General features: G+C 74.4%; 21 protein-coding genes and 1 pseudogene. 10 read left to right on the top strand and 12 right to left on the bottom strand.

Translation table 11 applies throughout. The features are described 5' to 3' along the window. Nucleotides 1-28: 28 nt before the first annotated feature. Nucleotides 29-454 (top strand): hypothetical protein, encoded by a 426-nt coding sequence (locus FE634_RS19860; RefSeq protein WP_138876890.1) that lies wholly within the window; start codon nucleotides 29-31, stop codon nucleotides 452-454. A 21-nt stretch (nucleotides 455-475) separates the two neighbouring features. Here the strand turns inward: FE634_RS19860 and FE634_RS19855 are convergent, their stop codons facing one another. The 9 genes from FE634_RS19855 to FE634_RS19815 form a co-directional block, all read right to left on the bottom strand. Continuing rightward, on the bottom strand, nucleotides 476-1,228 hold the full coding sequence (locus FE634_RS19855; protein WP_138876889.1) for a serine hydrolase: 753 nt from the start codon (nucleotides 1,226-1,228) through the stop codon (nucleotides 476-478). Continuing rightward, nucleotides 1,225-2,034, bottom strand: coding sequence for a DUF1295 domain-containing protein (locus tag FE634_RS19850; RefSeq protein WP_137295204.1), 810 nt, complete (start codon nucleotides 2,032-2,034; stop codon nucleotides 1,225-1,227). Before FE634_RS19850 ends, FE634_RS19855 begins: the two co-directional genes overlap by 4 nt. Nucleotides 2,035-2,223: 189 nt before the next feature. Then, nucleotides 2,224-3,549, bottom strand: a complete 1,326-nt coding sequence (locus FE634_RS19845; RefSeq protein ID WP_138876888.1) for an SAM-dependent methyltransferase — start codon at nucleotides 3,547-3,549, stop codon at nucleotides 2,224-2,226. Beyond that, entirely contained in the window at nucleotides 3,546-4,808 is a 1,263-nt protein-coding gene (locus FE634_RS19840) for an SAM-dependent methyltransferase (protein ID WP_137295206.1), read from the bottom strand. Before FE634_RS19840 ends, FE634_RS19845 begins: the two co-directional genes overlap by 4 nt. After that, entirely contained in the window at nucleotides 4,805-6,778 is a 1,974-nt protein-coding gene (locus FE634_RS19835; protein WP_138876887.1) for an FAD-dependent oxidoreductase, read from the bottom strand. The genes FE634_RS19840 and FE634_RS19835 overlap by 4 nt, the downstream gene beginning before the upstream one ends. Next, nucleotides 6,778-7,503, bottom strand: coding sequence for an anti-sigma factor (locus FE634_RS19830; RefSeq protein ID WP_138876886.1), 726 nt, complete (start codon nucleotides 7,501-7,503; stop codon nucleotides 6,778-6,780). The genes FE634_RS19835 and FE634_RS19830 overlap by 1 nt, the downstream gene beginning before the upstream one ends. Further along, complete coding sequence (sigK, locus tag FE634_RS19825; RefSeq protein WP_137295209.1) at nucleotides 7,500-8,114, bottom strand: ECF RNA polymerase sigma factor SigK; 615 nt, start codon at nucleotides 8,112-8,114, stop codon at nucleotides 7,500-7,502. The genes FE634_RS19830 and sigK overlap by 4 nt, the downstream gene beginning before the upstream one ends. Nucleotides 8,115-8,152: 38 nt before the next feature. Then, the gene (locus tag FE634_RS19820) at nucleotides 8,153-8,878 is read right to left on the bottom strand and encodes a fasciclin domain-containing protein (protein ID WP_137295210.1); all 726 of its coding nucleotides are present in this window, start codon (nucleotides 8,876-8,878) and stop codon (nucleotides 8,153-8,155) included. A 105-nt stretch (nucleotides 8,879-8,983) separates the two neighbouring features. Further along, nucleotides 8,984-10,678, bottom strand: a complete 1,695-nt coding sequence (locus tag FE634_RS19815; RefSeq protein WP_138876885.1) for a molybdopterin-dependent oxidoreductase — start codon at nucleotides 10,676-10,678, stop codon at nucleotides 8,984-8,986. A 92-nt stretch (nucleotides 10,679-10,770) separates the two neighbouring features. Here FE634_RS19815 and FE634_RS19810 point away from each other — a divergent pair, with 92 nt between their 5' ends. Beyond that, a complete protein-coding gene (locus tag FE634_RS19810) occupies nucleotides 10,771-11,550 on the top strand; it encodes an enoyl-CoA hydratase-related protein (RefSeq protein ID WP_148240910.1) in 780 nt (259 codons plus the stop codon). 106 nt (nucleotides 11,551-11,656) lie between these two features. Next, the gene (locus FE634_RS19805) at nucleotides 11,657-13,864 is read left to right on the top strand and encodes a HelD family protein (protein WP_148240909.1); all 2,208 of its coding nucleotides are present in this window, start codon (nucleotides 11,657-11,659) and stop codon (nucleotides 13,862-13,864) included. Between the two features lie 63 nt (nucleotides 13,865-13,927). Here FE634_RS19805 and FE634_RS19800 read toward each other — a convergent pair whose 3' ends face one another. After that, the gene (locus FE634_RS19800; RefSeq protein WP_137295214.1) at nucleotides 13,928-14,212 is read right to left on the bottom strand and encodes a hypothetical protein; all 285 of its coding nucleotides are present in this window, start codon (nucleotides 14,210-14,212) and stop codon (nucleotides 13,928-13,930) included. 181 nt (nucleotides 14,213-14,393) lie between these two features. Between FE634_RS19800 and FE634_RS19795 the strand changes: the two genes are divergently transcribed. The 5 genes and pseudogenes from FE634_RS19795 to FE634_RS21430 all read left to right on the top strand — a co-directional run bounded on the left by FE634_RS19795 (nucleotide 14,394) and on the right by FE634_RS21430 (nucleotide 17,037). Beyond that, a complete protein-coding gene (locus tag FE634_RS19795) occupies nucleotides 14,394-14,972 on the top strand; it encodes an RNA polymerase sigma factor (protein ID WP_138876884.1) in 579 nt (192 codons plus the stop codon). Then, nucleotides 14,969-15,463 (top strand): hypothetical protein, encoded by a 495-nt coding sequence (locus tag FE634_RS19790; protein ID WP_148240908.1) that lies wholly within the window; start codon nucleotides 14,969-14,971, stop codon nucleotides 15,461-15,463. Before FE634_RS19795 ends, FE634_RS19790 begins: the two co-directional genes overlap by 4 nt. A 93-nt stretch (nucleotides 15,464-15,556) precedes the next feature. Then, nucleotides 15,557-15,847: pseudogene (locus FE634_RS21910) on the top strand (glutamine synthetase); the annotation flags it as partial. Between the two features lie 259 nt (nucleotides 15,848-16,106). Then, a complete protein-coding gene (locus FE634_RS21435) occupies nucleotides 16,107-16,607 on the top strand; it encodes a type I glutamate--ammonia ligase (protein WP_222847628.1) in 501 nt (166 codons plus the stop codon). After that, complete coding sequence (locus FE634_RS21430) at nucleotides 16,495-17,037, top strand: type I glutamate--ammonia ligase (RefSeq protein ID WP_222847627.1); 543 nt, start codon at nucleotides 16,495-16,497, stop codon at nucleotides 17,035-17,037. Before FE634_RS21435 ends, FE634_RS21430 begins: the two co-directional genes overlap by 113 nt. Nucleotides 17,038-17,043: 6 nt before the next feature. Here FE634_RS21430 and FE634_RS19780 read toward each other — a convergent pair whose 3' ends face one another. Then, nucleotides 17,044-18,411, bottom strand: a complete 1,368-nt coding sequence (locus FE634_RS19780) for a S8 family peptidase (RefSeq protein ID WP_138876881.1) — start codon at nucleotides 18,409-18,411, stop codon at nucleotides 17,044-17,046. A gap of 132 nt (nucleotides 18,412-18,543) precedes the next feature. On the opposite strand from FE634_RS19780, the gene FE634_RS19775 reads away from it, so the two are divergent. Continuing rightward, nucleotides 18,544-21,087, top strand: coding sequence for a CHAT domain-containing protein (locus FE634_RS19775; protein ID WP_138876880.1), 2,544 nt, complete (start codon nucleotides 18,544-18,546; stop codon nucleotides 21,085-21,087). 42 nt (nucleotides 21,088-21,129) lie between these two features. Next, nucleotides 21,130-23,043: an anthranilate synthase family protein gene (locus FE634_RS19770; RefSeq protein ID WP_148240907.1), complete on the top strand. Its 1,914-nt coding sequence runs from the start codon at nucleotides 21,130-21,132 to the stop codon at nucleotides 23,041-23,043. A gap of 42 nt (nucleotides 23,044-23,085) precedes the next feature. Here the strand turns inward: FE634_RS19770 and FE634_RS19765 are convergent, their stop codons facing one another. Then, a complete protein-coding gene (locus tag FE634_RS19765; protein WP_222847626.1) occupies nucleotides 23,086-24,621 on the bottom strand; it encodes a flotillin family protein in 1,536 nt (511 codons plus the stop codon). Between the last annotated feature and the right edge of the window lie 83 nt (nucleotides 24,622-24,704).

The raw sequence follows: 24,704 nt of genomic DNA, 5'->3' as shown, positions 1-24,704 counted from the left end.
CGCCGGGGTCGTGACGCATGATGACCGCATGAGCGCCTCGGCCCCGCCCCTGACCGCACGCCGGGCCACGTGGTCGGTGCTGCGGAGCCCCTCCGCGATCGGGTGCTCGCTCGCGCTGGTGGCCCTGACGCTGGTCTGGGCCGTGCCCGACTGGCGCGACGGCGACCGGACCGCCTCGGTGACCGCGATCGTGACGACGCTCGCCATCGCCGCCACCCTGGTGCACGGCATGGTCCGGCGCGAGCGAGGGTTCGCGACCAGCTCCCACCGGCTCGCCCCGCTCGTCATCGGCCTCGGCATGGTCGCCTGCTACCTCGTCGTCAACGCCGTCGACCCGATCCTCGGCGCCGGGGACATCCTGGTCAGCGCGGTCGGGATCGCGGTCATCCTCACCGCGTTCAGCGAGGGTGAGCGCTGGTACCGCGCCCGCCAGGACCAGGCCACCCGCGGCTGAGCGCCGCGGAGCCGCGGCGGGTCACGACACCCAGGCCCGCACCCGGTCGCCGAGCCCGCGCATCCGCGCGAGCGTCGCGGTGACGTCGCCGTCGTTGGCGAGGACGGCGTAGGCCACCGTCCGCCCCGGCCCGGTCACGAGGCCGACGTCGCACCGGACGCCGTCGTCGGTGCCGGTCTTGCTGACGACCCGGACCGGGCCGTCGGGGACGACGAGCGGGTCGAGGCCGAGGGCGCCGGCGACCATCGAGTGGTCGGCGCCGCCGGCGAGCCAGCCGAGCACCCGCGCCGAGACCGCCGGCGAGACCCAGGTGCCCCGGTGCAGGCGGGTCAGCACCGAGACCCACTCGGACGCCGTGCCGGTGCTGAGCGTGGGCGGGTCGGCGGGGCCGCGGTCGTCGCGGACGACGTCCCACAGCTGGGTCGCGCCGAGCCCCTCGCGCGGCCCCACGGCCTGCACGACGCCGAGGCCGAGGCGCTCGACCAGCACGTTGGTGGCCCAGTTGTCGCTGACCGTGCCGACCAGCGTGGCGACGTCGCCGACCGGGAGGGCGGCGACGTCGAGCCGGTGCCACAGGCCGGAGTCGGCGACGCGGGGCGTCACCGAGCGGTCGAGCACCTCGGACGCCGTCACGGTGCCGGCCTCGAGGGCCTCGGCGAGGGCCGAGAGCAGCAGCACCTTGGCGACGCTGGCGGTGCGCAGCACGGCGTCCGGGGTCTCCGCGGCCAGCACCTCGTCGGTGCCGGCGTCGACGACCAGGACCGACCAGGTCATCGCCGGGGCGGCCGCGGGAAGAACATCGGCACGCGCTCGGCGTACTCGGGGAAGCCGGGCCGCTGCATCATCGTCTTCTCGAGCAGCTTGGCGCCGGTGACGTTGCGGATGAACAGCGTCATCGCGACCGGGCACAGCACGGTGGCGAGGCCGGCCACCCACCCGGACCCGAGGCCGGCGACCAGCCAGAGCCCCCACCAGACGGTCGCGTCGCCGAAGTAGTTGGGGTGGCGGGTCCAGGCCCACAGCCCGGTCTCCATCACCTGCGGCCGCTGGTCGCGCGGCGTCGCCTTGTAGGCGGCGAGCTGGCGGTCGCCGACGACCTCGAAGAAGAGGCCGACGCCGTAGACCAGGACGCCGGCGACCACGGCCGGCCACCACGGGGCGGCGAGCACGGCCGCGACCGCGACCGGGGCGGCGACGAACCACTGCGCCGTCCCCTGGGTGACCAGCACCCGGCGCACGACGGTGCCCATGCCGACCTCGGACACCGACCCGCCGAGCATCTCGGCGTAGCGCGGGTCCTCCTTGCCCTGGTGCTCACCGACCGCGCGGCCCCGGACGTGCCAGGCCAGCCGGCCGCCCCACACCGCGACCATCGCGACCAGCAGCCACCGGCGCCAGGCCTCGCCCTCGTCGATGACGGTCCCGAGGACGGCGGTCGCGAGGGCGACCAGCACGAACCCGGCCCCCCACGCGATGTCGACGACGGCGGCCTTGTCGAGCTGCCGGATGCGGATCGCGGTCACGGTCATGCCGAGGACGACCGCCGCGAGGGCGACCGCCAGGGCCAGGACGCTATGCATGGGCGTTCACGACTCGATCCTCGGGCATGGCTCGGCTGGGTGGCAGCCCGGTGGCGATCCGGGGGCGGTCGTTCCGGCCGGCCGGGAGGTGGTCCTGGGCCTGCAATTGCCGCGGATCGGCCAGTTCTCGCGACGAGACGTGGCCGATCCGCGGCAATTGCACGGGCGGGGCCACGCGAGGCGACCCGCTCACCAGGTGCGGACGAGGGGCAGGGTGTGCGGGCCGCCGGGGCGGACCATGAGGATCTGGTCGACGCCCATCCGGCCGTCACGGAAGGCCATCGAGCCGCCGACGAGGTAGAGACGCCACACCCGGACGACCTCCTCGCCCACCAGCTCGGTGAGCCGGTCGGCGTTGGCCTCGAAGCGTTCGAGCCAGCCGGCGACGGTGAGCACGTAGTGCTCGCGCAGCGCGTGGACGTCGCGGACCTCGAGGCCACCGGCCTCCAGCATCGCGACGGTCTCGCCGACCGGGCGCATGTACATGTCGGGGGCGATGAAGGACTCGATGAACGGACCGCCGCCGGGCCACCTCCCGCTGCGCGACATCTGCTGCACCAGCACCCGGCCGCCCGGCCGCACCGAGCGGTGCAGCACCGCGGCGTAGGTCGGGTAGTTCCGCTGCCCGACGTGCTCGCCCATCTCGATCGAGGAGACGGCGTCGAAGTGGTCGCGCTCGGGCACCTCGCGGTAGTCCTGGAGCCGGATCTCGACCCGGTCCTCCAGGCCGCGCTCGCGGATCCGCTCGTCGATGAACCGCTTCTGCTCGGCGGCGATGGTGACGCCGACGACGCGCGCGCCGAAGTGCTCGGCGGCGTGCAGCGACATCGAGCCCCACCCGCAGCCGACGTCGAGGAGCGTGGAGCCCTCGGTGAGCCCGAGCTTGGTGCAGACCAGCGACAGCTTGGCGGCCTGCGCCTCCTCGAGCGGCTGCTCGGGCGAGGAGTGGTAGCCCGAGGAGTAGGCCATGTTCGGCTCGAGGATCAGGGAGTAGAACTCGTTGGAGAGGTCGTAGTGGTGGCTGATGGCGCGCCGGTCGCGCAGGGCGCTGTGCAGCCGGCCCTTGATGTCGGCCTGCGACGCGGGCGCGGCCGGCGGGCGGCCGAGCGCCTTGAGGTCGAGCGCGGTGCGCACGGCCCGGACGACCGCGGCGGGCCGCAGGCCCGGGCGCGCGCCGGAGAGCCCCCGCTCCCGCGCCACCGCGAAGGCGAAGGTGAGGGCCGTGTCGAGGTCCCAGCCGTCCTGCTCGGGGACGTCGAGCTCGCCGGTCACGTAGGCCTGCGCGGCGCCGAGCTCGCCCGGGTGCCACAGGAGCCGGCGCACGGCGTCCACCGAGTGCAGCACGACGATCGGGCCGTCGGGCGAGCCGGCCTCCGAGCCGTCCCAGGCGCGCAGCCGCACCGGCAGCTCGCCGCCCACGAACGGGGCGACGGCCTCCGCGATCCGCTGGGCCACACCCGGCGTCCCGAGGTGACCGGGACCGGTCTCCTCGACCAGCGTGCGGTCGGCGGTCATGCGTCGTCCCGGGTGAAGGTGAGCTGGTTGACGTCGATGTAGCCGGAGGCGAAGCCGGCGCGGCTGTACTCGAGGTAGAAGTGCCACATCCGCAGGAAGGTCTCGTCGAAGCCGAGGTCGAGCACCTGCCGCTGCGCGGCGAGGAACGCCTGGTCCCACAGCCGCAGGGTCTGGGCGTAGTGCTGACCCATCGAGAACGGCTCGGCCATCCGCAGCGTGCTGTGCTCGCGCGTGATCTCGTCGAGCACGCGCACCGACGGCAGGAAGCCGCCCGGGAAGATGTACTTGTGGATCCAGGTGTAGGTGTTGCGGGTCGCCAGCATCCGGTCGTGCGGCATCGTGATCGCCTGGATCGCCACCCGGCCACCGGGCGCGAGCACCCGGTCGATGGTCTGGAAGTAGGTCGGCCAGTACTGCCAGCCCACGGCCTCGATCATCTCGACCGAGACGACGGCGTCGTAGGAGCCGACGACGTCGCGGTAGTCGCAGAGCTCGATGCTCACCTGGTCGGCGCTGAAGCCGTGCTCGCGGGCGGCGGCGGCCACCCGCTCCCGGCCCAGCGACTGCTGCTCGGTGGAGAGGGTGATCGAGGTGACCGTGGCGCCGCGCCGGGCGGCGCGGATGCACAGCTCGCCCCAGCCCGACCCGATCTCGAGGAGCCGGGTGCCCTCGCCGACGCCGGCCTGGTCGAGGAGCCGCTCGATCTTGCGGCCCTGGGCCGCCTCCAGGTCGGCGGCCGCCGCGGTGGCGGGGTCGCCGGCGTACAGGGCGCTGGAGTAGCTCAGCGTCGGGTCGAGGAACAGCTCGAACAGGTCGTTGGACAGGTCGTAGTGGTGCGCGATGTTGTTGCGCGAGTTCTTGGTGCTGCTCCGCTGGCGCCGCGGCGGTCGCTTCACCACGACCGAGCGGAGCCGCTGCAGGCTCTCGGGCACCAGGTGCTGCATCTCGGCGGCGAGGACGCGCAGGAAGCCGCCGAGGTCCTCGGCGTCCCAGGCACCGGTCAGGTAGGCCTCGCCGAACCCGATCAGCTGGTGCCGGCCGATCCGGGCGTAGAACTCCTCGGGCCGGGTGATGACCATGGTCGGACCGCCACGGCCGAACGAGGCGTCGCCCTCGACGACGGTGACGTCGAGGCGGCCGATGGCGGCGTGGAAGAGCCGGCGGGCGATCCTGGCGGAGACTGCTGCGCGGGGGCCGGACGGGACGACGTCGAGTCCGGGCCAGTGGTTGGCGGCGACGCGCTCGGGAGCAACGGTCACGACACACCTTCTTGGGAGTGGGCCGGGCGCGGGCGCACCGGCAGGCGACGCAGCCACAGCACGATGCCGTGGGCGCGGATGAGCAACGAGCCCCGCAACGCTGCGGGGGCCGCACGGAGCGGGCTGGTGCTGGACCGGGTTCCGGTCATCGAGGCGCTGAAGCGGGGCGCGTCCTCGGTGTGCAGCTCGACGACGACGTGCAGCCGGTCGGCGGGCGGCGGCACGGTGAGGTGGTAGGTGCCGTCGGCGCCGTGGAACGGCGAGACGTACATGGCCTTGGGCGTGGTGGCCCGGCCCCTCCCGTCGGCGTGCACGAGGTAGGCGTGGCGGTCGCCGTAGGTGTTGTGCACCTCGACCACGGTGGCGACCAGGTCGCCGCCCTCGTCGTGGCACCAGTAGACGCTGATCGGGTTGAAGCAGTAGCCGAACGCGCGCGGGTGCGCGGCCAGGAACACCTTGCCGGCGCCGACCTCGACGTCGTGCCGGCGCAGGAAGGCCACGACGTTGTCGCGGATCGAGGCGTCCGGGACGCCGAGGTGGTCGCGCGCCTCGAAGCGGGCCAGGACGCCGTGGTCGGGCAGGTCGTCGAGGTCGACGACCCACGTGTGCGAGCGGTGGGTGAAGCGGCGCCGGAACGGCGCGCGCCGGCTGTGGCTGATGGTGGTGTCGTAGACGCCGGTCTCGATGGCGGGCCCGCCGGCGGCCACGGCCTCGGGCCAGGCGAGGCCGAGCCGCTCGGTCGCGGCGAGGCCGGAGCGCGCGCCGTCCTCGTGGAAGCCCCAGCCGTGGTAGGCGCCGGCGAAGACCAGCCGGGCGGTGTCGATCCCGGGGAGCCTGGCCTGGGCGGCGACCGAGGTCGGGTTGTAGAGCGGGTGCTCGTACTCGCGCCGGGCGATCACGGTGGCAGGGTCGACGAGGTCCTCGCCGCCGAGCGTCACGAGGTAGCGGACGTCGGTGTCGAGGCGCTGGAGGCGGGTGAGGTCGTAGGTGACGGTGATGCCCTCCTCGCGCGTGCGGCGCCGGAAGTTCCAGCTGGCCCGCGCGTCGTCGGCGTCGGGCAGCAGCGAGGCGTCGGTGTGCAGCAGCGCGGTGTTGGGGGAGTACGGCATCGCCGAGAGCAGCTCGCGCTGCAGCGGCGTCGGCTCGGCGAGCATCGAGAGGGCCTGGCCGGGGTGGGCCGCGACCACGACGGCGTCGTAGGTGGTGGTGACGCCGCTGCCGTCGGTGACCTCGACGCCGTCGGCGGTCTCGAGCACCGACGTCACCTTGGTGCCGGTGCGGACCTCCTGCAGCGCGGCCGCGAGCCGGTCGACGTAGGAGCGCGAGCCGCCGGTGACGGTGCGCCACTGCGGCGAGCCGAAGACGCCGAGCATGCCGTGGTGCTCGAGGAACCGGAACAGGTAGCGGGCCGGGTAGTCGAGCGACACCGCGGGGTCGCACGACCACACGCACGCCACGAGGGGCTCCATGAAGTGCCGGACGAAGTAGGCCGAGAAGCGACCGTCGTCGAGGAACTCGCGCAGCGTCCGGGTGTCGGACTCGTGCGCGAGCAGCGCGCGGGCGCGCCGGTGGAAGAGCGGGATCTCGGCGAGCATCGCGAGGTAGCGGGGCTTGCGGAGGTTGGCCGAGGTGGGGAACAGCCCACGGCGGCCGAGCGCGCCGGCCCACTCGAGCCGGCTGTCGTCGTCCTTGATCGACATCGACATCTCCGAGGCCTGCGTGGCCACGCCCAGCTCGGCGAGGAGCCTGAGCAGCACCGGGTAGGTGCGCGGGTTGTGCACGATGAAGCCGGTGTCGATCCGCAGCTCGTGCTGCCCGCCGCCCCGGTCCTCGTGGACCACGTGGGTGTCGGCGTGACCCCCGAGGCGGTCGTCGGCCTCGTAGAGGGTCACGTGGGCCGTGCGGGAGGCGACGTAGGCCGCGGTGAGGCCCGCGACGCCCGACCCGACGACGGCGATCCGGCGGGTCATCAGGCGTTCTCGAACGGGACCACCGCGACGACCTGACCGCTGGGCTCGCTCGGGTCGGTGCCGGCCTCCTCGACGGTGATGCCGAAGCCGGAGGCGCTGGCGGGGTCGCCCTCGAGGATGACCGCGCCGGTCCCGCCGGCCATGTGACCGGCCGCGACCATGGTGTCGTCGTGCTGGAGCCACAGCGCGTAGTCGTGGCCGGACGGCGCGGCGGGCATGTCGGTGGCCTGCATGACCGCACGGTTGAGCGACTTCGAGCGGACGACGGTCGCGGACCCGCCCCCCTCGATCGGGACGACGACCTCCTCGGCGTCCTTGGCCTGGATGATCTGCTCGCTCGCGCTGAGCTCCGTGCCCTGCGACGTGTCGTCGGACCAGGGGTGCCAGATGGTCGTCCCGACGGCGCCGAAGGCGATCAGTGCAGCAGCCGCTGCGACCAGAGCCGGAAATCGACGTCGCGTCGCCCGACCTCGTTCGGCCGCGTTCGCGACCAGCGGCGGCAGCGGGCGCACGGTCTGGATGTCGGCGAGGACGGAGTCGCGCAGCGAGGCCGGAGGCTCGACGGCGACGGTCTCGGTGAGCAGTGCCGCAGCCTCGCGCAGCGAGTCGACCTCGGCCCGGCAGGACTCGCAGTCCGACAGGTGCCGCTCGAAGCTGGCCCGCTCGAGGTCGTCGACGGCGCCCACGGCGTACGCGCCGGAGAGCGCGTGGATGTCGACGCTCATGAGCCCACCCCCATCTTGTCGCGCAGGCGGATGAGGCCGTCGCGGATCCGTGTCTTCGCCGTCCCGACCGGGAGGTCGAGCATGCCGGCGACTTCTGTGTGCGTGTAGCCCCCGAAGTACGCGAGCTCGATGGCCTCGCGCTGGACCTCGGTGAGCCCGGTCAGTGCGTCGCGGACCCGTCGCGCCTCCATGGAGGCCTGGGCCGCGTCGGCGGTCGTGTCGTGGTCGATCGCCTGGTTGTGCTGGTTGTACGAGGTGTCGCGCCGCGAGGAGGCCTCGGCCGAGCGGACCCGGTCGACCGCCTTGCGGTGGCAGATGGTCATCAGCCAGGAGAGGGCACTCCCGCGATCAGGGTCGAACCGGGACGAGGTCCGCCAGACCTCGAGGAACGCCTCCTGGGCGACCTCCTCGGCCTGGGCGGGGTCTCGCACCACGCGCACCGCCAGCCCGTAGACCCGCGCGGACGTCGCGTCGTAGAGCTGCGCGAAGGCCTGCTGGTCGCCCTTGGCCGAGCGTCGGAGCAGGTCGCTGAGGACGTCACCTGGGGCCGGGCCGCCGGACGGCACCCCGCGGAGCGGGGTGCCGTCGGAGGCTGGCGTGAGCCGGTTCATGGAGCTGATCTTGCCCTGTCAGTCGAGAGGTGAGCTGATCAGGAGGTCGGCATGGCGTTGGTCAGCACCGAGTCGATCACGTAGACCGTGGCGTTGGCCGTCGGGATGCCGCCGCAGAGGACCTTGGCCTCGACCTTGCCGTCGGAGACGGTCATGCCGGACTCGGGGTCACCGGAGACCGTCAGGTTGTCGCCGATCAGGGTGGGCTGCTCGCCCACGATGCCGGCCGGGTCGAGGTTCTCGCCGAGCACGTGGTGCGACAGGATCGTCGCGAGGTCGCTCTGCGCACCGTCGGCCTTGGCGCCGTCGAGCAGGCTCTGCAGCGTCGCCGGGTCGACCGCGGCGAAGGCGTCGTCGGTCGGGGCGAACACGGTCAGGGCCGGGGCGTCGTTCAGGGTGCCGGCGAGACCGTCGACGGCGCCGACGGCGGCGACGAGGGTCTTGAGCAGCGGGTTGGTGCCGGCGGCGGTGGCCACCGGGTCGACGACCATGCCGGTCAGCGAGCCGGGCTCACCGTCGGCGGGCAGCGAGCTGCAGGCCGGGCCGAAGACGGCGTCGAACTCGCCGCTCTCCTCGGTGCCGGTGTCCTCGGACGGGGTGTCCTCGGCGGGCGGGGCCTCCGACTCGGTGTCGGCCGGAGCCGAGCTGGTGTCGCCGGCGTTGTCGTCGGAGGAGTCGTCCTCCGAGCCGCAGGCGGCGAGGGAGATCGAGAGGGTGAGCACGGCCGCAGCGGCAGTGCCGCGGCGGAGGGTCTGGAGCTTCATCGGGTGGGACCTTCCGTTGAGTGAATGACGTGAGTGATTCGGTGACGGGCCCCGGGCGGATTGCCCGGATGGGAACTGATTTGCAGGTTTTTCCGCGAGCCGGCGCTAGGAGGCCGCGGTGAAGAAGAACGAGTGGATGCCGCTCGAGCCACCGGGGAACGGCGCGGCCTTGACGTCGGTCTGCAGCTCGCCGTCGCCGTCGACGACGCGCGCGGAGATGGTGTGCTGGCCGCCCTCGACCTCGATCTCGCGGAACCACTGGCGCCAGTAGACGTTGTTCACGTCCGGGCCGAGCTGGGCGTCGGCCCAGTCGCCGCCGTCGACCTTGACCTGCACCTTCATCACGCCGCCGTTGTCCTGGGCCCACGCGACGCCGCCGACGTTGACCTTGCCGGCGTCGACGGTGGTGAGCGCGCGGGGCGTGTCGATGCGCGCCGACGGCTTGATCGGGGCCCGGGTGTCCCAGCTGCGCTCGGTCCAGTACGACTCGGTGTCGGCGTAGGTCGTCATGGTGAGCCGGGTGACCCACTTGGTCGCGCTGATGAAGCCGTAGAGGCCGGGGACGACGACGCGGACGGGGAACCCGTGCTCGCGCGGCAGCGGCTCGCCGTTCATGCCCACGCACAGCAGCGGCTCGCGGCCGTCGCGCAGCAGGTCGATCGGGGTGCCGATCGTCATGCCGTCGAAGTCGGTGGCGATCATCTGGTCCGCGCCGCGGCCGATGCCGGCCTTGTCGAGGATGTCCATCAGCGGGACGCCGAGCCAGCGCGCGCCGCCGACGTACTTGCCGCCGACGCTGTTGGAGACGCAGGTCAGGGTGATGTCGCGCTCGACCATCGGCATGTCGAGGAGCTCCTCGAAGGTGATGGTGAGCTCGTTCTCGACGTCGCCGTCGACGGTGAGGGTCCAGTCGTCGGAGGAGACGACGGGGGTGTCGAGGCGGGTGTCCACGCGGTAGAAGTCGCCGTTGGCGACCTGCAGGGGCGTGATGCCCTTGATCCGCGCCTCGAGTCCCTCGGGCAGCGGCTTCAGGGCGCCGCCCGCGGTGGGCTCGGGGAGCGCGATGTCCTCGGGGCGACCGCGCAGGCCGATGATCCAGCGACCCGCGCCGCCGAGCACGGCGGCGGACGCCGTCAGCACGGCGGCGACGACGAGCACGCCGCGCCGGCTGGGCCGGGTGTCGGCGTCGGCCGGGGCGTCGACGTGGCCCTCGGAGAGCCGGTCGACGGTGGGCTCACCGGTGCGGTCGGCGGCCGCGGCGCGGGCGCCCTCGGCCTTGGCGACCTCGACGCTCGAGCGGGCGCGGGGGTCGAGCGGCAGGCCGAGCGCGGTGCGCTGCAGCCACCACAGGGCGCCGACGCCGGCGAGCGCGGTCAGGATGCTCGGGACGACGTCCAGCGGTTCGACGATCGGGCGGGTCAGCACAGCGCCCGCGGCCACGGCGACCAGGACGACGAGCAGGCCGGCGCCGAGCGCGAAGCTGCGGCGGGCCAGCAGGCCCGCGACCAGGGCGAGCACGAGCACGCCGACGAACACCGAGCCGACGAGCACGATCTTGTCGTAGTTGCGGGCCGCGAAGTCGATCGGGCCGATGCTGAACCCGTCGGACTCGAAGTTCTTGATCGCCCACTCCTTGAGCGAGACCGGCGTCCGGTCGATCACCCCGGAGCCGACGGCCAGCACCGGGGACGAGTCCGGCGTGAGCAGGGACGCCGTGAGGTGGCCCACCCCCATCCCGACCAGGGTCGAGATCAGGCCGAAGAGGGCGTACAGACGACGGGTGGGACGGGAGGTGGCCATGAGCGGTGTTCGTTGCCGACGGGTGTTCCGGATGGGTCGGGCGCCGGGCCGCCCCCGGTGCGGGCGGCGCCGGGTGCGGCAGGATGGCCGCCATGGCCACGACACCCGCCGCGGACGCCGTCCACGAGGAGCTCGTCCACCTGCGCGTGGACGGCCCCGTCGCGACGGTCACCCTCGACTCCCCGCACAACCGCAACGCGCTCTCGCGCCGGCTGGTGACCGAGCTGGCCGACCGGCTCGCGCGGGCCGAGGCCGACGAGGACGTCCGTGTCGTCCGGCTGGTCTCGAGCGGGCGGGTCTTCTGCTCCGGCGCCGACCTCGCGGAGGCCGCCGCCGAGGGGATGTCGGCCGGCACCCGCGCGATCGTCGACCTGCAGCGCTTCGTCGTGGGCATGTCGAAGCCGGTCGTCACGGTGGTCCGGGGGGCCGCCCGCGCCGGGGGCATCGGCCTGGTCGCCGCCTCCGACGTGGTCGTGGCCGCCGAGGACGCCACCTTCGCGCTCACCGAGGTCAAGCTCGGTCTGGCGCCGGCGATCATCTCCCTCACCGTCCTGCCCCGCCTGACGTCGCGCGCCGCGGCCTACGCCGCCCTGAGCGGCGCCGTCTTCACCGGCGCCGAGGCGGTCCCGATGGGCCTGGTGACCCGCGCCGTCCCCGCCGAGGACCTCGACGCCGCGGTCGAGGCGGTGTGCGCCGAGCTCGCCACCGGCTCGCCCCAGGGGCTGCGCGAGACCAAGGCGCTGCTCGCCCGCGACCTGCTCGCCCGGATCGAGGCGGACGCCGACGAGATGGCCGAGCTGTCGGCCCGGCTCTTCGGCTCCGACGCCGCCCGCGAGGCGATGCAGGCGTTCCTGTCGCGCCCTCGGTCCTGACCACCCGGGCCGCTCGGTCCGCCTGCGGGGTGAACCGGTCACCACGGTCGCCGAATCGTTTGTAGACTGGCCGACTTGCCGGATTCGGGGCAGTGGAGGGCAGTCGGTGACAGAAGAGCTCGTCGAGCAGGAGATCGCGCGCGAACAACGGTTCGTGGACCGCGTTCACCGCCAGCTCGAGGATGCGGGCAGGGCTGCGCAGCAGCTGGCCCGCGAAGGACACGAACGCGGGCGCCTCGGCCACGAGGGCGGTCTCGTCGAGCGCGACGCGATGGTCTTCCAGGCCGCCAAGCGGATCGCCCAGCTCGACGCCGCGCACGAGGGCCTGGTCTTCGGGCGCCTCGACCTGCGCCCCGAGCGCGACCCCGAGCCCCGGTACGTCGGCCGGATCGGCCTGCGCGACGAGAACCGCGACTCCCTGCTCATCGACTGGCGCGCGCCCGCGGCCGCGGTGTTCTACCAGGCCACCGCGGCCACCCCGCAGGACGTCGTCCGCCGCCGGGTGCTGCGCTCGGCCGGCACGACGGTGACCAGCGTCGAGGACGAGCTCCTCGACGCCGAGGGCAACACCGAGGACCTGCCGATCCTCGGTGAGGGCGCGCTGATGGCCCAGCTGTCGCGGGCCCGCGACCGCACCATGCACTCCATCGTCGCCACGATCCAGGCCGAGCAGGACAAGGCGATCCGGGCGCCCAGCCGCGGGGTCACCACCATCTCCGGCGGCCCGGGCGTCGGCAAGACCGTCGTCGCGCTGCACCGCGCGGCGTACCTGCTCTACACCGACCGGCGCCGCTACGAGTCCGGCGGCGTCCTCGTCGTCGGCCCCAGCGGGGTGTTCATGCGCTACATCGAGCGGGTGCTGCCCTCGCTCGGCGAGACCGCGGTGGCCCTGCGCTCCCTCGGTGAGGTCGTCGACGGCGTCCGCGCCACCCGGCACGACGAGCCGGCGGTGGCCGACATCAAGGGCGCGGTCCGGATGGCGGAGCTGATGCGCCGCGCGGCGCGTCAGCAGGCGCCCGGCAGCCCGACGTCGTACCGGGTGTTCTGGTACGACACCACGATCGTGCTGGACCGCGGCCTGCTCGGGCGGCTGCGCCGCCAGATCATGTCGCAGGGGCGCCGCAACCGGCAGCTGCCGCGCGTCACGCCGACGCTGCTCGACGCGATGTGGCGCCAGGTGCGCAGCGAGCGCGGCCGCGACCAGGGCCGGGAGTCCTTCGACGACGACATGCTCGGCAACGACGACTTCCTCGACTTCGTGCTGGCCTGGTGGCCGCCGGTCACCGCGCCGGAGGTGCTCGGCTGGCTGCGCGACCCCGACCTGCTCGCCCGCGTCGGCGAGGGCGTCGTGACGCCCGAGGAGCAGCGGCTGCTGCTCAAGTCGTGGGCCGGCCTCGGCGACGCGCCGACCGGCGGCGGCCTCTCGGTCGCCGACGTCGCCCTGCTCGACGAGCTGCGCTACGCCCTGGGCGACGTCCCGGCCCGCACCGACGACGAGCGCGACGACCCGATCTCGCTGATCGAGGGCGGCGTCGACATCCAGGAGCTGATGACGGCCTCCGACCGCGAGTACGCGCCGTCCGGGCGCGCGTGGTCGGCGCCGACGCACTCCATCGACGACGACCCGTTCGCCCACGTCCTCATCGACGAGGCGCAGGACCTGACGCCGATGCAGTGGCGGATGGTCGGCCGGCGCGGGCGCACGGCGTCCTGGACGATCGTCGGCGACCCCGCCCAGTCGTCGTGGCCGGTCCCGGCCGAGTCGGCCGAGGCACGCGCCGAGGCGCTCGCCGGCAAGGAGATCCACGAGTTCCACCTCTCGACCAACTACCGCAACTCGGCCGAGATCTACGCCTTCGCCGCGGCCTACGCCGAGCGGGTCGGCCTCGACGTCGACCTGCCCACCGCGGTCCGCTCCACCGGCGTCGAGCCGAGGCGGGTCGGCCCGGCCGGCAGCGCCGCCGAGCTGGAGGCCTCGGTGCGCGAGGCCGTGGTCGAGGTGGCCGGCCAGGTCGGCGGCACGGTCGGCGTCGTGGTCCCGGTGGCGCGGCGGTCCGAGGTCAACGCGTGGCTGGCCTCGTGGCCCGAGCTGGCCGACGACGCCCGCGGCGCCCGCGCGGCGGTCGACTCGTCGGTCACGCCGTCGGGCGAGGACCGCGTCGTCGTCCTCACCGGCCTCGACACCAAGGGGCTGGAGTTCGACGCGATCGTCGTCGTCCGGCCGCAGGAGATCGAGGAGGAGTCGCTCACGGGCCGCTCGACCCTGTACGTCGTCCTCACCCGCGCGACCCAGCTGCTCACGACCGTCAGCTGAGGGTGCTGCGTGTCCCCGGAGGTCCCCCGACCCCGGGGACACGCAGGTGCGGCGCTGCCCGGCTCAGCCGGCCAGCCGCCGCGGCTCGGTGGCGCCCGGCGCGTGCGCGTCGAGGATGCGGAGCATCCCGGCGTGGGTGCGCCGCAGCCGCTGGTGCCCGTCCGGCCCGCCCTGCACGACACACATCCGCTCCCACCGCTCGCGCAGCGCCTCGAGGAGTCCCTCGCGGTCGCCGAAGTGCATCGCCCAGCTCGCCTTCCAGGGCAGGCGGCCGGTCATGTCGACGACGGCGACGGCCTCCACCTCGCGGATGATGCGGGTGCGCTCGTGGGTCTCGTGGTGTGCCATGGGCGGTCCTCACGGTCGGGGCGACGTCCCTCGTCGCCTGTCCGAGGGGAGGAGCGGTCGGCGGTGCCCGTGATACACCGGGGCAGAAAGTCGTCCAGCACGTATCAGGACGGTGGCCCGCTGCTCCTGACTGCGAGACGATGCCGCTGGGTGCCCTGATGACGCCGAGCGGAGGAGGTCGATGCGCGTGGACGCGTCCTACCCCCTGACCGACCTCGTCTCGGCAGCCCAGGACGGTGAGCAGGATGCGTGGAACGCGATCGTCGACCGGTTCCTCCCCCTCGTGGGGGCGATCGCCCGACAGCACCGGCTCTCCGAGGCCGACGGCGACGACGTCGGCCAGACGGTGTGGCTGCGCCTGGTCGAGCACCTGCACGAGCTGCGCGAGCCGGCCGCCCTCCCGGGCTGGATCCGGACGACGGCCCGCCACGAGTGCCTGCGGGTGCTGGCCGCCCGGGGCCGCACCCGTGTCGCGGACCCCCAGGAGGACCACACCCTCGACGTCGCCACCGACGACGTCGCCGGCGACGACCTGCTCGCCCTCGAGCGCCGCCAGGCGCTCCGCGAGGGCCTGGCCGAGCTCCCGGCGGCCCGGCGGGAGCTGCTGCTCCTGCTGCTCACCGACCCGCCCCTCGCCTACGCCGAGATCAGCGCCCGGCTCGGCATCCCGGTCGGGAGCATCGGCCCGACCCGGGCCCGCGCCCTCGACCAGCTGCGGGCGACCCGCGCGCTGCGCGACCTGGGAGGAGTCCCGACATGAGTCCCGATGACCGCACCCCCGGCCCCGACGGGCTCGACGGGCCCGACGGCCTCGCCGACGACGCGCTGCTCGCCGAGCTCGGGCGCGCCGTCGCCGAGGAGGCCGCCGTGACCGACGGGCGCCGCGAGGCGGCCCGCGCCGCCTTCACCTGGCGCACCGTCGACGCCGAGCTGGCCGACCTGCTCCACGACTCCGCCCTCGAGGCCGGCGCCGTCCGCTCGGCCGGCGTCCTGGACGCCGTCCGCACGCTCTCCTACGGCAACGGCGACGTCGTCCTCGAGCTCGAGGTCGACGGCGACACCGTGCTGGGCCAGGTCGTGGGTGCGGGCGGCGACGTGGTCGTGGCCACCGTGGTGCTGCTGCGCCGCGCCGACGGCGCCGAGACCGCGGCCGGGGTGGACCCGTCCGGCTTCTTCCGCTTCGACGACGTCGCCGCGGGCCCGGCCCGGTTCGTCGCCGGCACCCTGACCACGCCCTGGGTCGTGCTCTGAGGCCGGCTGACCACGGGCTGACCACGGGCTGAGCACGGGCGGACCACCCCTGCGGGCCACCCCTCTGGGCCCGCGTTGCTGGTACAACGAGCCATGCCCATCGACCCCCTGGAACCGCACCCCCTCGTCCGCCTGCTCGACAAGCCGGCGTCCGACTTCACCGCAGCCGACCTGGTGCGGGCCGTCGAGGAGCTCGACCTGCGGCAGGTGAACCTGCGCTACGTCGGCGGCGACGGCCGGCTCAAGACGATCGCGTTCCCGGTCGAGTCGCGGGAGCGCGTGCTGGAGATCCTGGTGCGCGGGGAGCGCGTGGACGGCTCGAGCGTCTTCGAGGGCACCGCCACCGACGCCAGCGACGTCTACATCGTGCCGCGCCACCGCACGGCGTTCCTGAACCCGTTCGGGGAGCGCACCTCCCTCGACGTCCTCTGCTCCTTCTACGACGAGGACGGCGCCCCGCTGCCCTACGCCGCCGAGCAGATCCTGCGCCGCGCGGCCGAGGTGCTCACGGCCGAGACCGGGTGCGCCCTGGAGGCCTTCGGGGAGCTCGAGTACTACCTCGTGGGCGAGATCGACCCGTTCTTCCCCGTGGAGGAGGAGCGGGGCTACCAGGAGTCGATGCCGTTCTCGAAGGGCCAGGCGGGTGCGCGAGCAGGTCCTGGGCCACCTCGCGGCGATGGGGGTGCGGATGAAGTACGCCCACGGCGAGGTCGGGAACATCCTCGAGGACGAGCGCCAGCTGGTGCAGCACGAGATCGAGTTCTGGCCGGTGCCGGTCGAGCAGGCGGCGGACGCCCTGGTCCTGGCCAAGTGGGTGGTGCGCGAGGTCGCCCACGCCCAGGGTCTGGAGGCCACCTTCGCGCCGTCGGTCAGCGGCGAGGGCGCGGGCAGCGGCCTGCACGTCCACAGCCGGCTGGTCCGCGACGGGGCGAGCGCGATCGTCGACGCCGACGGGATCGACGACACCGGCCGGCGCCTGGTCGCGGGCTACCTGACCGCGGCGCGGGCCCTGACCGCGTTCGGCAACACCCGTGTCGACGTCGTACCTGCGCTTCAGCGACGGCGACGAGTCGCCCGAGGGGATCTGCTGGGGCGAGACCGACCGCACCGGGCTCGTGCGCGTGCCCCTGGCGTGGGTCGGTGACGTGCTGCCCGCGATGGTCGCGCACGCGAACCCCGGCAGCACCGCGACGATCCCGGAGCCGGACGTCCACCCGCAGACGATCGAGCTGCGCCTGGCCGACGGCTCCGCCGACGTCCACCTGCTGCTGGCCGGGATGGCGGTCGCGGCCCGGGCCGGGCTCGCCGACCCCGACAGCCTCGAGGTGGCCGAGCGGCTCAACACCGCCGACCACGACGACTTCGAGCAGCTCCCGACGTCGTGCGCGGAGTCGGCCGACGCGCTCGAGGCCGCCCGGGACCGCTTCGAGGCCGACGGCGTCTTCCCCGCCTCGCTGGTCGACGCCGTCCTCGAGCGGCTGCGCAGCGACGAGGACCGGGCGCTGGTGAAGAAGGTCCGCAAGGACCCGGACGCGCGGGCCGAGCTGGTGCGCCGGCACTGGCACGTCGGCTGAGCCGGCTCAGACGAACGGCGGCCCCAGCGCCACGATGTCGCCGGCGCGCGGGTCGTGCAGGTGCCGCCCGCCGGCGACCAGGTCGGCGTGGGCCCGCCGTGCGTGGACGTCGTGCGCCGCCATGTAGGCCGCGAGGGAGCCCGTGACCACCGGGGTCGCGAACGACGTCCCGCTCCACCGGGCGATGCCGTCGAAGCGGCGGACCTCGCCGCGGTGCGGGGGCTCGTGGCACACGTAGCGGCCGACCGGGTAGGCGTTGACCAGGTCGCGGCCGTGGGCGTAGACGTCGACCCACGGCCCGACGTTGGAGAAGCTGGAGACGACCCCGCCGCTGTCGAGCGACCCCACGCCGACCACCCACGGGTAGGCGGCCGGCCAGAACGGCCGGGTGCTGGTGTCGTTGCCGGCCGCCGCCACGACCAGCGGCGCCTTCTCGCCCTCCTCCAGGTCGAAGGCGCGCGAGAGGGCCTCGAAGGTGAGCAGGCCGAGGTTGCGCCGGGTGTAGGTGCCGGCGGAGATCGAGATCAGCTGCGGGCGCTCGGGGTCGCTCAGCGCCTCGTTGAGCTCGCGGGCGATGTCGGACTCGTAGCACGCACCGCCGTGCGGCATGATCCCCTCCACCTCGATCTCGGTGCCGGGCGCGAGGCAGCGCACGACGCCCGCCACGAACGTCCCGTGCCCGGCGTAGGGGTGGATCGCGGCCGGGTCGACGTGCTCGGCGTCGCCGTGGACGCCCTTGAGCCAGGGCGTGGTGCTGCTCGAGCCGGCCGGCTCCCACCAGCCGGTGTCGACGACGGAGACCTTGACCCCCCGGCCGGCGCCGGCGTCCGGGTTCAGGCCCGGGACGGGGGCGGCCACGCCGCAGGTCTCGGGCTCGTCGGCCGGGCACAGCTTGCCGGAGCCGCCGGGCGTGACGTAGAGGACGTGGTCGGGGCGCACCACGCCCTCGCCCAGCGCCTCGTCGAGCTCGTCGAGCGTCTCGGGCACCCCCTGGGCGTCGAGCCGGGCCGGGAGGGAGAGGCGCCGGACGTTCCCGATCCGCTCGATGGTGCGCACCTCGCCGGCGAACTGCTCGGTCCGCTCCCGGAAGAACGACTCCACGCGGCCGACCTCGTCGGCCAGGGTGAGCACCTGCTCCGGCCGGTAGAGGTAGCTGTCGTCGCGCCCCTTGCCCTCGTGGACGGCGACGCCCCCGGTCTTGTCGAGGGCCTCGGTCAGGATGCGGAGCTGGATCCGCGCGATCTCGGCGTCCTGGTTGCGCACGACGCGCTCGCGCCCCGGCAGCCGCGGCGGCCACCAGGCACCCCGGGGTCGGACGCCCCGCGCGAGGCCCGCGATCCGGGAGAACAGGTGCGGTCTGCGCGGCTCGGCCATGGACGCTCCAGGTGCGAAGGATGACAATGTGCCCGGACCGGCGGCCGACCCGGCGTCGTGCCCCGACGCTAGTAGCCCCGCCGGGGCCGGTAAATGGCCCGGACGAGCGTTGACAGGAGGGCCGAGGTGGGCATGGCCGACGTCGACCTCGTCGATCTCGCGCTCGACGACCCGGACGCCGCCGAACGCGGCGCGCGCGCCGTGCTGGGCTCGTCCCCGTCACCGGAGCGCCGGGTCCGGGCGCTCCAGGCGCTGGGCATCGTGCACCGCGACCGGGGCAGCCCGGACCTCGCCCTCGGCGACCTGCGCGACGCCGTCCTGACCGCGACCGCCCTCGGCGACGCCGCGCTGGTCAGCGACGTCCGCGCGACCTACGGGCTCACGCTCGTCGAGGCCGGCCAGCGCCGGCGGGGGCTGCACGAGCTCGACCGGGCCACCTTCGACGTCGACCACCCCACCGCGCGCACCCGGTTGCGCCGCTCGATGGCGCTGCTGTGGGTCGGGCGCCGCGCGGAGTCGCACGAGGAGATGCTGCGCGCGGCGCGGGCGTTCGCCGAGCAGGGCGACCGGCTCTGGCACGCCCGCACGCTGCACCACCTCGGCCTCGTCGAGCTGGCCCTCGGCGACCTGGACGCGGCGGCGGAGCACACCCGGCAGGCGATCGCCCTCTTCACCCCCGACGACGACCCCCTCGAACCGTTGTGGGCCGAGCAGAACCTCGGCGAGATCGCCGTCGCGAACGGGGACCTGGCCCGGGCGCTCGCGGTCTTCGACGGCGTGGCGGCGGAGTACCTGCGCCTGGGGCGCCCCCGCCCGCACCTGGCCGTCACCCGCTGCCGTGCGCTGCGGGCGGCGGGACTGCCCCGAGAGGCGGTCGAGGTCGCCCGGGAGGCCCTCGCCGGGACGACGGTGCACCCGATGGACCGCGCGGCGCTCGAGCTCGTCGCGGCCTCGGCGCTGGTGCAGGTCGAGGAGCGCCCCGAGGCGGCGGTGCTGGCCCGCGCCGCCCGCGACGGCTACCGGAGGCTGGGCAACACCTGGGCCGAGGCCCAGGCCCGGCTGGTCCTGGTGCGGGCCCGCCGCGGCGAGCGGGGCGTCCGGTGGGACCGGGAGGCGCGCGAGGTCGCGGCGCTGCTGCACGCCGAGCGGATCGACGACGCCCCGCTCGCGCTGACCCTGGCCGCCGAGCGGTCGGCGGCGTCCGAGCGGTCCGCGCTGCTCGCCGCGGCCGCCACCTACCGCTCCGGGCGCCCGGCCCTGGTGCGGGCCAGCGGCTGGTGGGCCACCGCCCTGGCCCGCGACGACGTCGGCGACAGCGGCGGCGTGCTGCGGGCCTGCGGGCGCGGCCTCGACGCGCTCGACGAGCACCGCACCACCCTCGGCAGCACCGAGCTGCGCGCCCTGGCCACCGGCCACGGCCGCGAGCTGGCGGCGCTGGCGCTGCGGCACGCGGCCCTGGCCGGGGGGCCGCGCACGCTGCTGCGGTGGAGCGAGCGGTGGCGGGCGACCGCGCTCGCGCAGCCACCGGTCACCCCCGGCGACGAGCCGGTGCTGGCGTCGTTGGCGGCCCTGCGCGACAACGGACGACGTCTCGCCGAGGCCCGCGCCGGCGGAGAGGCCACCGACCAGCTCGACCAGGAGCGGCGCCGCCTCGAGCGGGCCGTGCGCGCCGAGCACCACCGCCAGTCGGGGCGACAGGCCGGCCCGGCGGCCGTGGCCGAGCACCTCGACGTCGACCACCTCGTCGACGAGGTCGGCGAGGGCTGCCTGGTCGAGCTCGTCGACGTCGACGGCGTCCTGCACGTGCTCGTCGTGCACCGCGGCCGGGTCCGCCGCGCGGTCGCCGGGACGACGGCCGACGCGCTCGCGCTCACCGGCTCGGCGGCGTTCGTGCTCCGGCGCGCGGCGCGCGGGCGGCCGTTCACGCCGGGCGACCTCCGGCGGCGGCTGCAGGACACGCTCCTCGGGCCCGCCGCCCGGCTGCTGCCCGACGGCCCGGTCACCGTCGTCCCGACCAGCCGGCTTCACGGCGTCCCGTGGGCGCTGCTGCCGGCGCTGGCCGCCCGGCCGTTCGCCGTCGTCCCCTCGGCCGCGCAGTGGCTGCGGGCGCGGGCCGTGCCGGTGCCCGCGGCGCGTCCCGGCGACGTCGTCCTGCTGGCCGGGCCGGGCCTCGGCACCGGCGGCGCCGAGGTACCGGTGCTCGGGCGGCGGCGCCCGGACGCCGTCCTGCTCGACGGGGCCGACGCCACCGTCGCCGCGTCGATGGCCGCCCTCGACGGCGTCCGGCTGGCGCACGTCGCGGCGCACGGCCGGTTCCGCGCCGACAGCCCGCTCTTCTCGGCCCTCGAGCTGGCCGACGGCCCGCTCACCGTGCACGACCTCGAGCGGCTGCGGGTCGCCCCGCACCGGGTGGTGCTCTCGGCCTGCGAGTCCGGCGTGCTCGCGCCGGTCGGCGCCGACGAGCTCCTCGGCCTCGCCTCGGCCCTCTTCGCGCTCGGCACCGCCGGCCTGGTGTGCAGCGTCGCCGAGGTCGACGACGCCGCGACCGCCGCGCTGATGGTCGACCTCCACGCCCACCTCGACGCCGGCCTCGACCCCGGCGCCGCGCTGCACGCCGTCCGGGCCGCGGCACCGGGCGACCCGACCGCGACGGCGTTCGTCGCGCTCGGGGTCTGATCCGCGACCGGCCCCGTCCGCGCTCTCTCCTAGAGTTCGGCCATGACCTCTCCCACCTCGTCCCCGGACGTCCGCGCCGCCATCGACGCGCTCGCGGAGCACGAGGCCTGGGCGATCATCCGGCGCTCGACCCGCGCGGGCGACCGCGACACCGTGGGCCTGGTCGGCGGCGCGCGCAGCGAGGTCGCCTCGATCCTCGACGTCCCGCTGGAGGACGGCGTCCCGCAGGAGGGGCACATCGCCGACCGGCTGGTGGCGATCCCGTTCCGCCAGGTCGCCGAGCGCGGCTTCGAGGCGCACGACGACGGCACCCCGCTGGTCGTGGTCGACATCGCGACCGAGCGCGAGTTCTCCGTCGCCGAGGTCATCGACGCCATCGACGACGTGCCGGTCGAGTTCACCGACCGCGGCGGCTTCGAGACCGACGACGAGGAGTACGGCCGGCTGGTCGGCGCGATCATCGCCGACGAGATCGGGCAGGGCGAGGGCGCCAACCTCGTCATCGGCCGGCACTACCGGGCCCAGGTCGCCGACTGGGGCCGCGACAAGGCGCTCGCGGTCTTCCGCCGGCTCCTCGAGCGCGAGCGCGGCGCCTACTGGACCTACGTCTTCTTCACCGGCGACCGCTACCTGATCGGCGCCAGCCCGGAGCGGCACGTCAGCGTGCACGGCGGCGACGTCCGGATGAACCCGATCAGCGGCACCTTCCGCATCCCCTCGGCCGACGGCGGCGACGCCCGCAAGCAGCTCCTCGACTTCCTGCACGACGAGAAGGAGATCTACGAGCTCTTCATGGTCGTCGACGAGGAGCTCAAGATGATGTGCGACATCTGCCACGAGGGCGGCCAGGTGCTGGGGCCGTTCCTCAAGCCGATGAGCCGCCTCGTGCACACCGAGTACCTCCTCGCCGGCCGCACCGACCGCGACCCCCGCGAGGTCCTGCGCGACACCATGTACGCCGCCACCGTCACCGGGTCACCGGTCGAGAACGCCTGCCGGCTGATCAAGCAGTACGAGAGCGTCGGGCGCGGGTACTACGGCGCGGCGCTCGCGATCCTGGGGCGTGACGAGGTCGGCGGCGCGGTCGTCGACAGCCCGATCGTGATCCGCACCGCCGACGTCGACCTCGAGGGCCGGCTCACCGTCACCGCGGGCGCGACGCTGGTGCGCGACTCCGACGCCGCCCACGAGGTGGCCGAGACCCACGCCAAGGCGGGCGGCATCCTGTCGGCGTTCGGGCTGGTGCCGCCGGCACCCGTGCCGAGCACCAACCTCGCCGAGCTCGTCGCCGACGAGGACGTCCTGCTCGCCCTCAACGCCCGCAACCGCCGGCTCAGCGGCTTCTGGCTGCGCGACCAGATGGGCGCGCCGCCCGACCCGCGGCTGGCCGGCCGGCACGTGGTCATCCTCGACGGCGAGGACGACTTCGTGAACATGCTGCGCCACGTGCTCGGCGTCCTCGGCCTCACGTCGTCGGTGGTCCGCCACGCCGACTACGAGGCCGGCTGCCTCGACCGCGCCGACCTGGTGATCATCGGGCCCGGCCCCGGCGACCCGCGTGACGACGACGACCCGAAGATGGTCAGGCTGCGCCACGCCGTCGCCTGGCTGCTGGCCAAGCGGACGCCGTTCCTCGCCGTGTGCCTGGGTCACCAGGCGCTCTGCCACGAGCTCGGCATCCCGCTGGCCTACAAGGACATCGTCTTCCAGGGCACGCAGTCGGCGATCGACCTCGACGGCCGCACCGAGCGGGTGGGCTTCTACAACACCTTCGTCGGCCGGGTCGGGCCCGGCGACACCCTGCCCGACGGCGTCCGCGTCGACGTCGACCCCGAGACCGGCGACGTCCACCACCTGGCCGGACCGCACTACCGCGGCATCCAGTTCCATGCCGAGTCGATCCTCACCGAGCACGGCTACGACCTCCTCCACGAGATCGTCGGCTCCCTGCTCTGAACCGCCGACCCGTCAGTGATCACTGACGGGTCGGCGGGGTGCTCAGGAGGCGTCGGGGCCGCTCGCGCCGTTCCCGCCGCTGCCACCGTTGCCACCGATGGCGCCGGCGGCGCCGCTGACCGACTTCTTGATCAGGGCCTCGAGGTCGAGACCGGTCGTGGTCTTGAGCATCGACAGGGTCTGGACGACGTTGTCGGTGACCTGCTTGGGCATGGCGCCGGCGCCGTCGGTGGAGACGACGGTGAGCTGGTCGATGGCCGCGATCGGGGCGGCGACCTCGCGGGCGATCTGCGGGAGCACCTCGATCAGCATCTGCAGCACCGCGGCGTCGTTGTAGTGCGCGAACGCCTCGGCCCGCTTGTCCATCGCCTCGGCCTCGGCGGCCCCGATGGCCAGGGTCGCGGCCGCGGTGGCCTCGCCCTCGGCGCGGGTGGCGTCGGCCTCGGCGACGCGGCGGGCCTTCTCGGCCTCACCGCGCCGGGCACCCTCGATGGCCTCGGCCTCGGCGAGCGCCGTGCGTCGCGACTTCTCGGCCTCACCCGACAGCCGGGCCTCCTCGGCCTTGGCCTGGGCCGAGGCGATGGTGGCGGCCTTGCGGGCCTCCGCGCCGGCGATCTCGGCGTTGCGGTTGGCCTCGGCCTCCTGCTCGAGCTTGTAGCGCGCCGCGTCGGCGGGCTTGCGCACCTGGGTCTCGAGCTGGCGCTCGGTCAGCGAGGCCTGCCGCACCGCGACCTTCTCCTGCTCGGTGAGGATCGCCTGGTCGCGGTCGGCCTGCGCGAGCGGTCCGGACGCCGCGGCCTGGGCCGAGGCGGCGTCGGTCTCGGCCTTGATCTCGGCCTGCTTGAGGGCCAGGGTCCGCTGGGCGACCGCGATCTCCTGCTCGGCGGCGATCTGGGCCTGCTCGGCGGCCTGGCGGGCGTTGGCCTCCGCGATCCGGGCGGTCTGGCTGACCCGCGCGGCCTCCGGGCGCCCGAGGTCGGCGAGGTAGCTGCCGTCGTCGGTGACGTCCTGGATCTGGAAGGTGTCCAGGATCAGGCCCTGGCCGGTGAGGGAGTTCTCGGACTCGTCGGCCACCCGCTGGGCGAACGCGGCGCGGTCGCGGATGATCTGCTCGACGGTGAGCCCGCCGACGATCGAGCGGAGCGCACCGGCCAGCACCTCCTGGGTGAAGGCCTCGACGTCCTGCTGCTGGCTCAGGAAGCGCTGGGCGGCGAGCCGGATCTGGTCGGCGTTGCCGCCGACCTTGACGATCGCGACGCCCTCGACGTTCAGCTTGATGCCCTGGCCGGACACGGCGCCGCGGATCTGCACCGAGATCCGGCGGCTGGAGAGGTCGAGGGTGGCCTGCTTCTGCACGAACGGGATGACGAACACGCCGCCGCCGAGCACGACCTTCTGACCCGAGAGGTCGGTGCTGAGCTGGCCGGTCTCCGGGTTGAGCACGGCCTTGCCCTTGCGGCCGGTGATGATGAACGCCTGGTTGGGGCCGGCCACCTTGTAGCGGCTGGTGACCAGCAGGACGACCAGCAGGAGCAGCACGACGAGGCCGATGATGGCGCCGAGGGCGGAGTCGAACACGGGGATCTCTCTTCTGTCGGGGTCTGGGCCGGGGGTGCCCGGCAGCGCCGGCGATCGGCGTCGGTGGAGCGGCGTCGGTGGTC

Source organism: Nocardioides sp. S-1144 (genome assembly GCF_005954645.2).
GTDB classification, from domain to species: Bacteria; Actinomycetota; Actinomycetes; order Propionibacteriales; family Nocardioidaceae; genus Nocardioides; species Nocardioides dongxiaopingii.
Note: the sequence above shows the minus strand (reverse complement) of the source record. Positions and strands in the feature narration are given on the sequence as shown.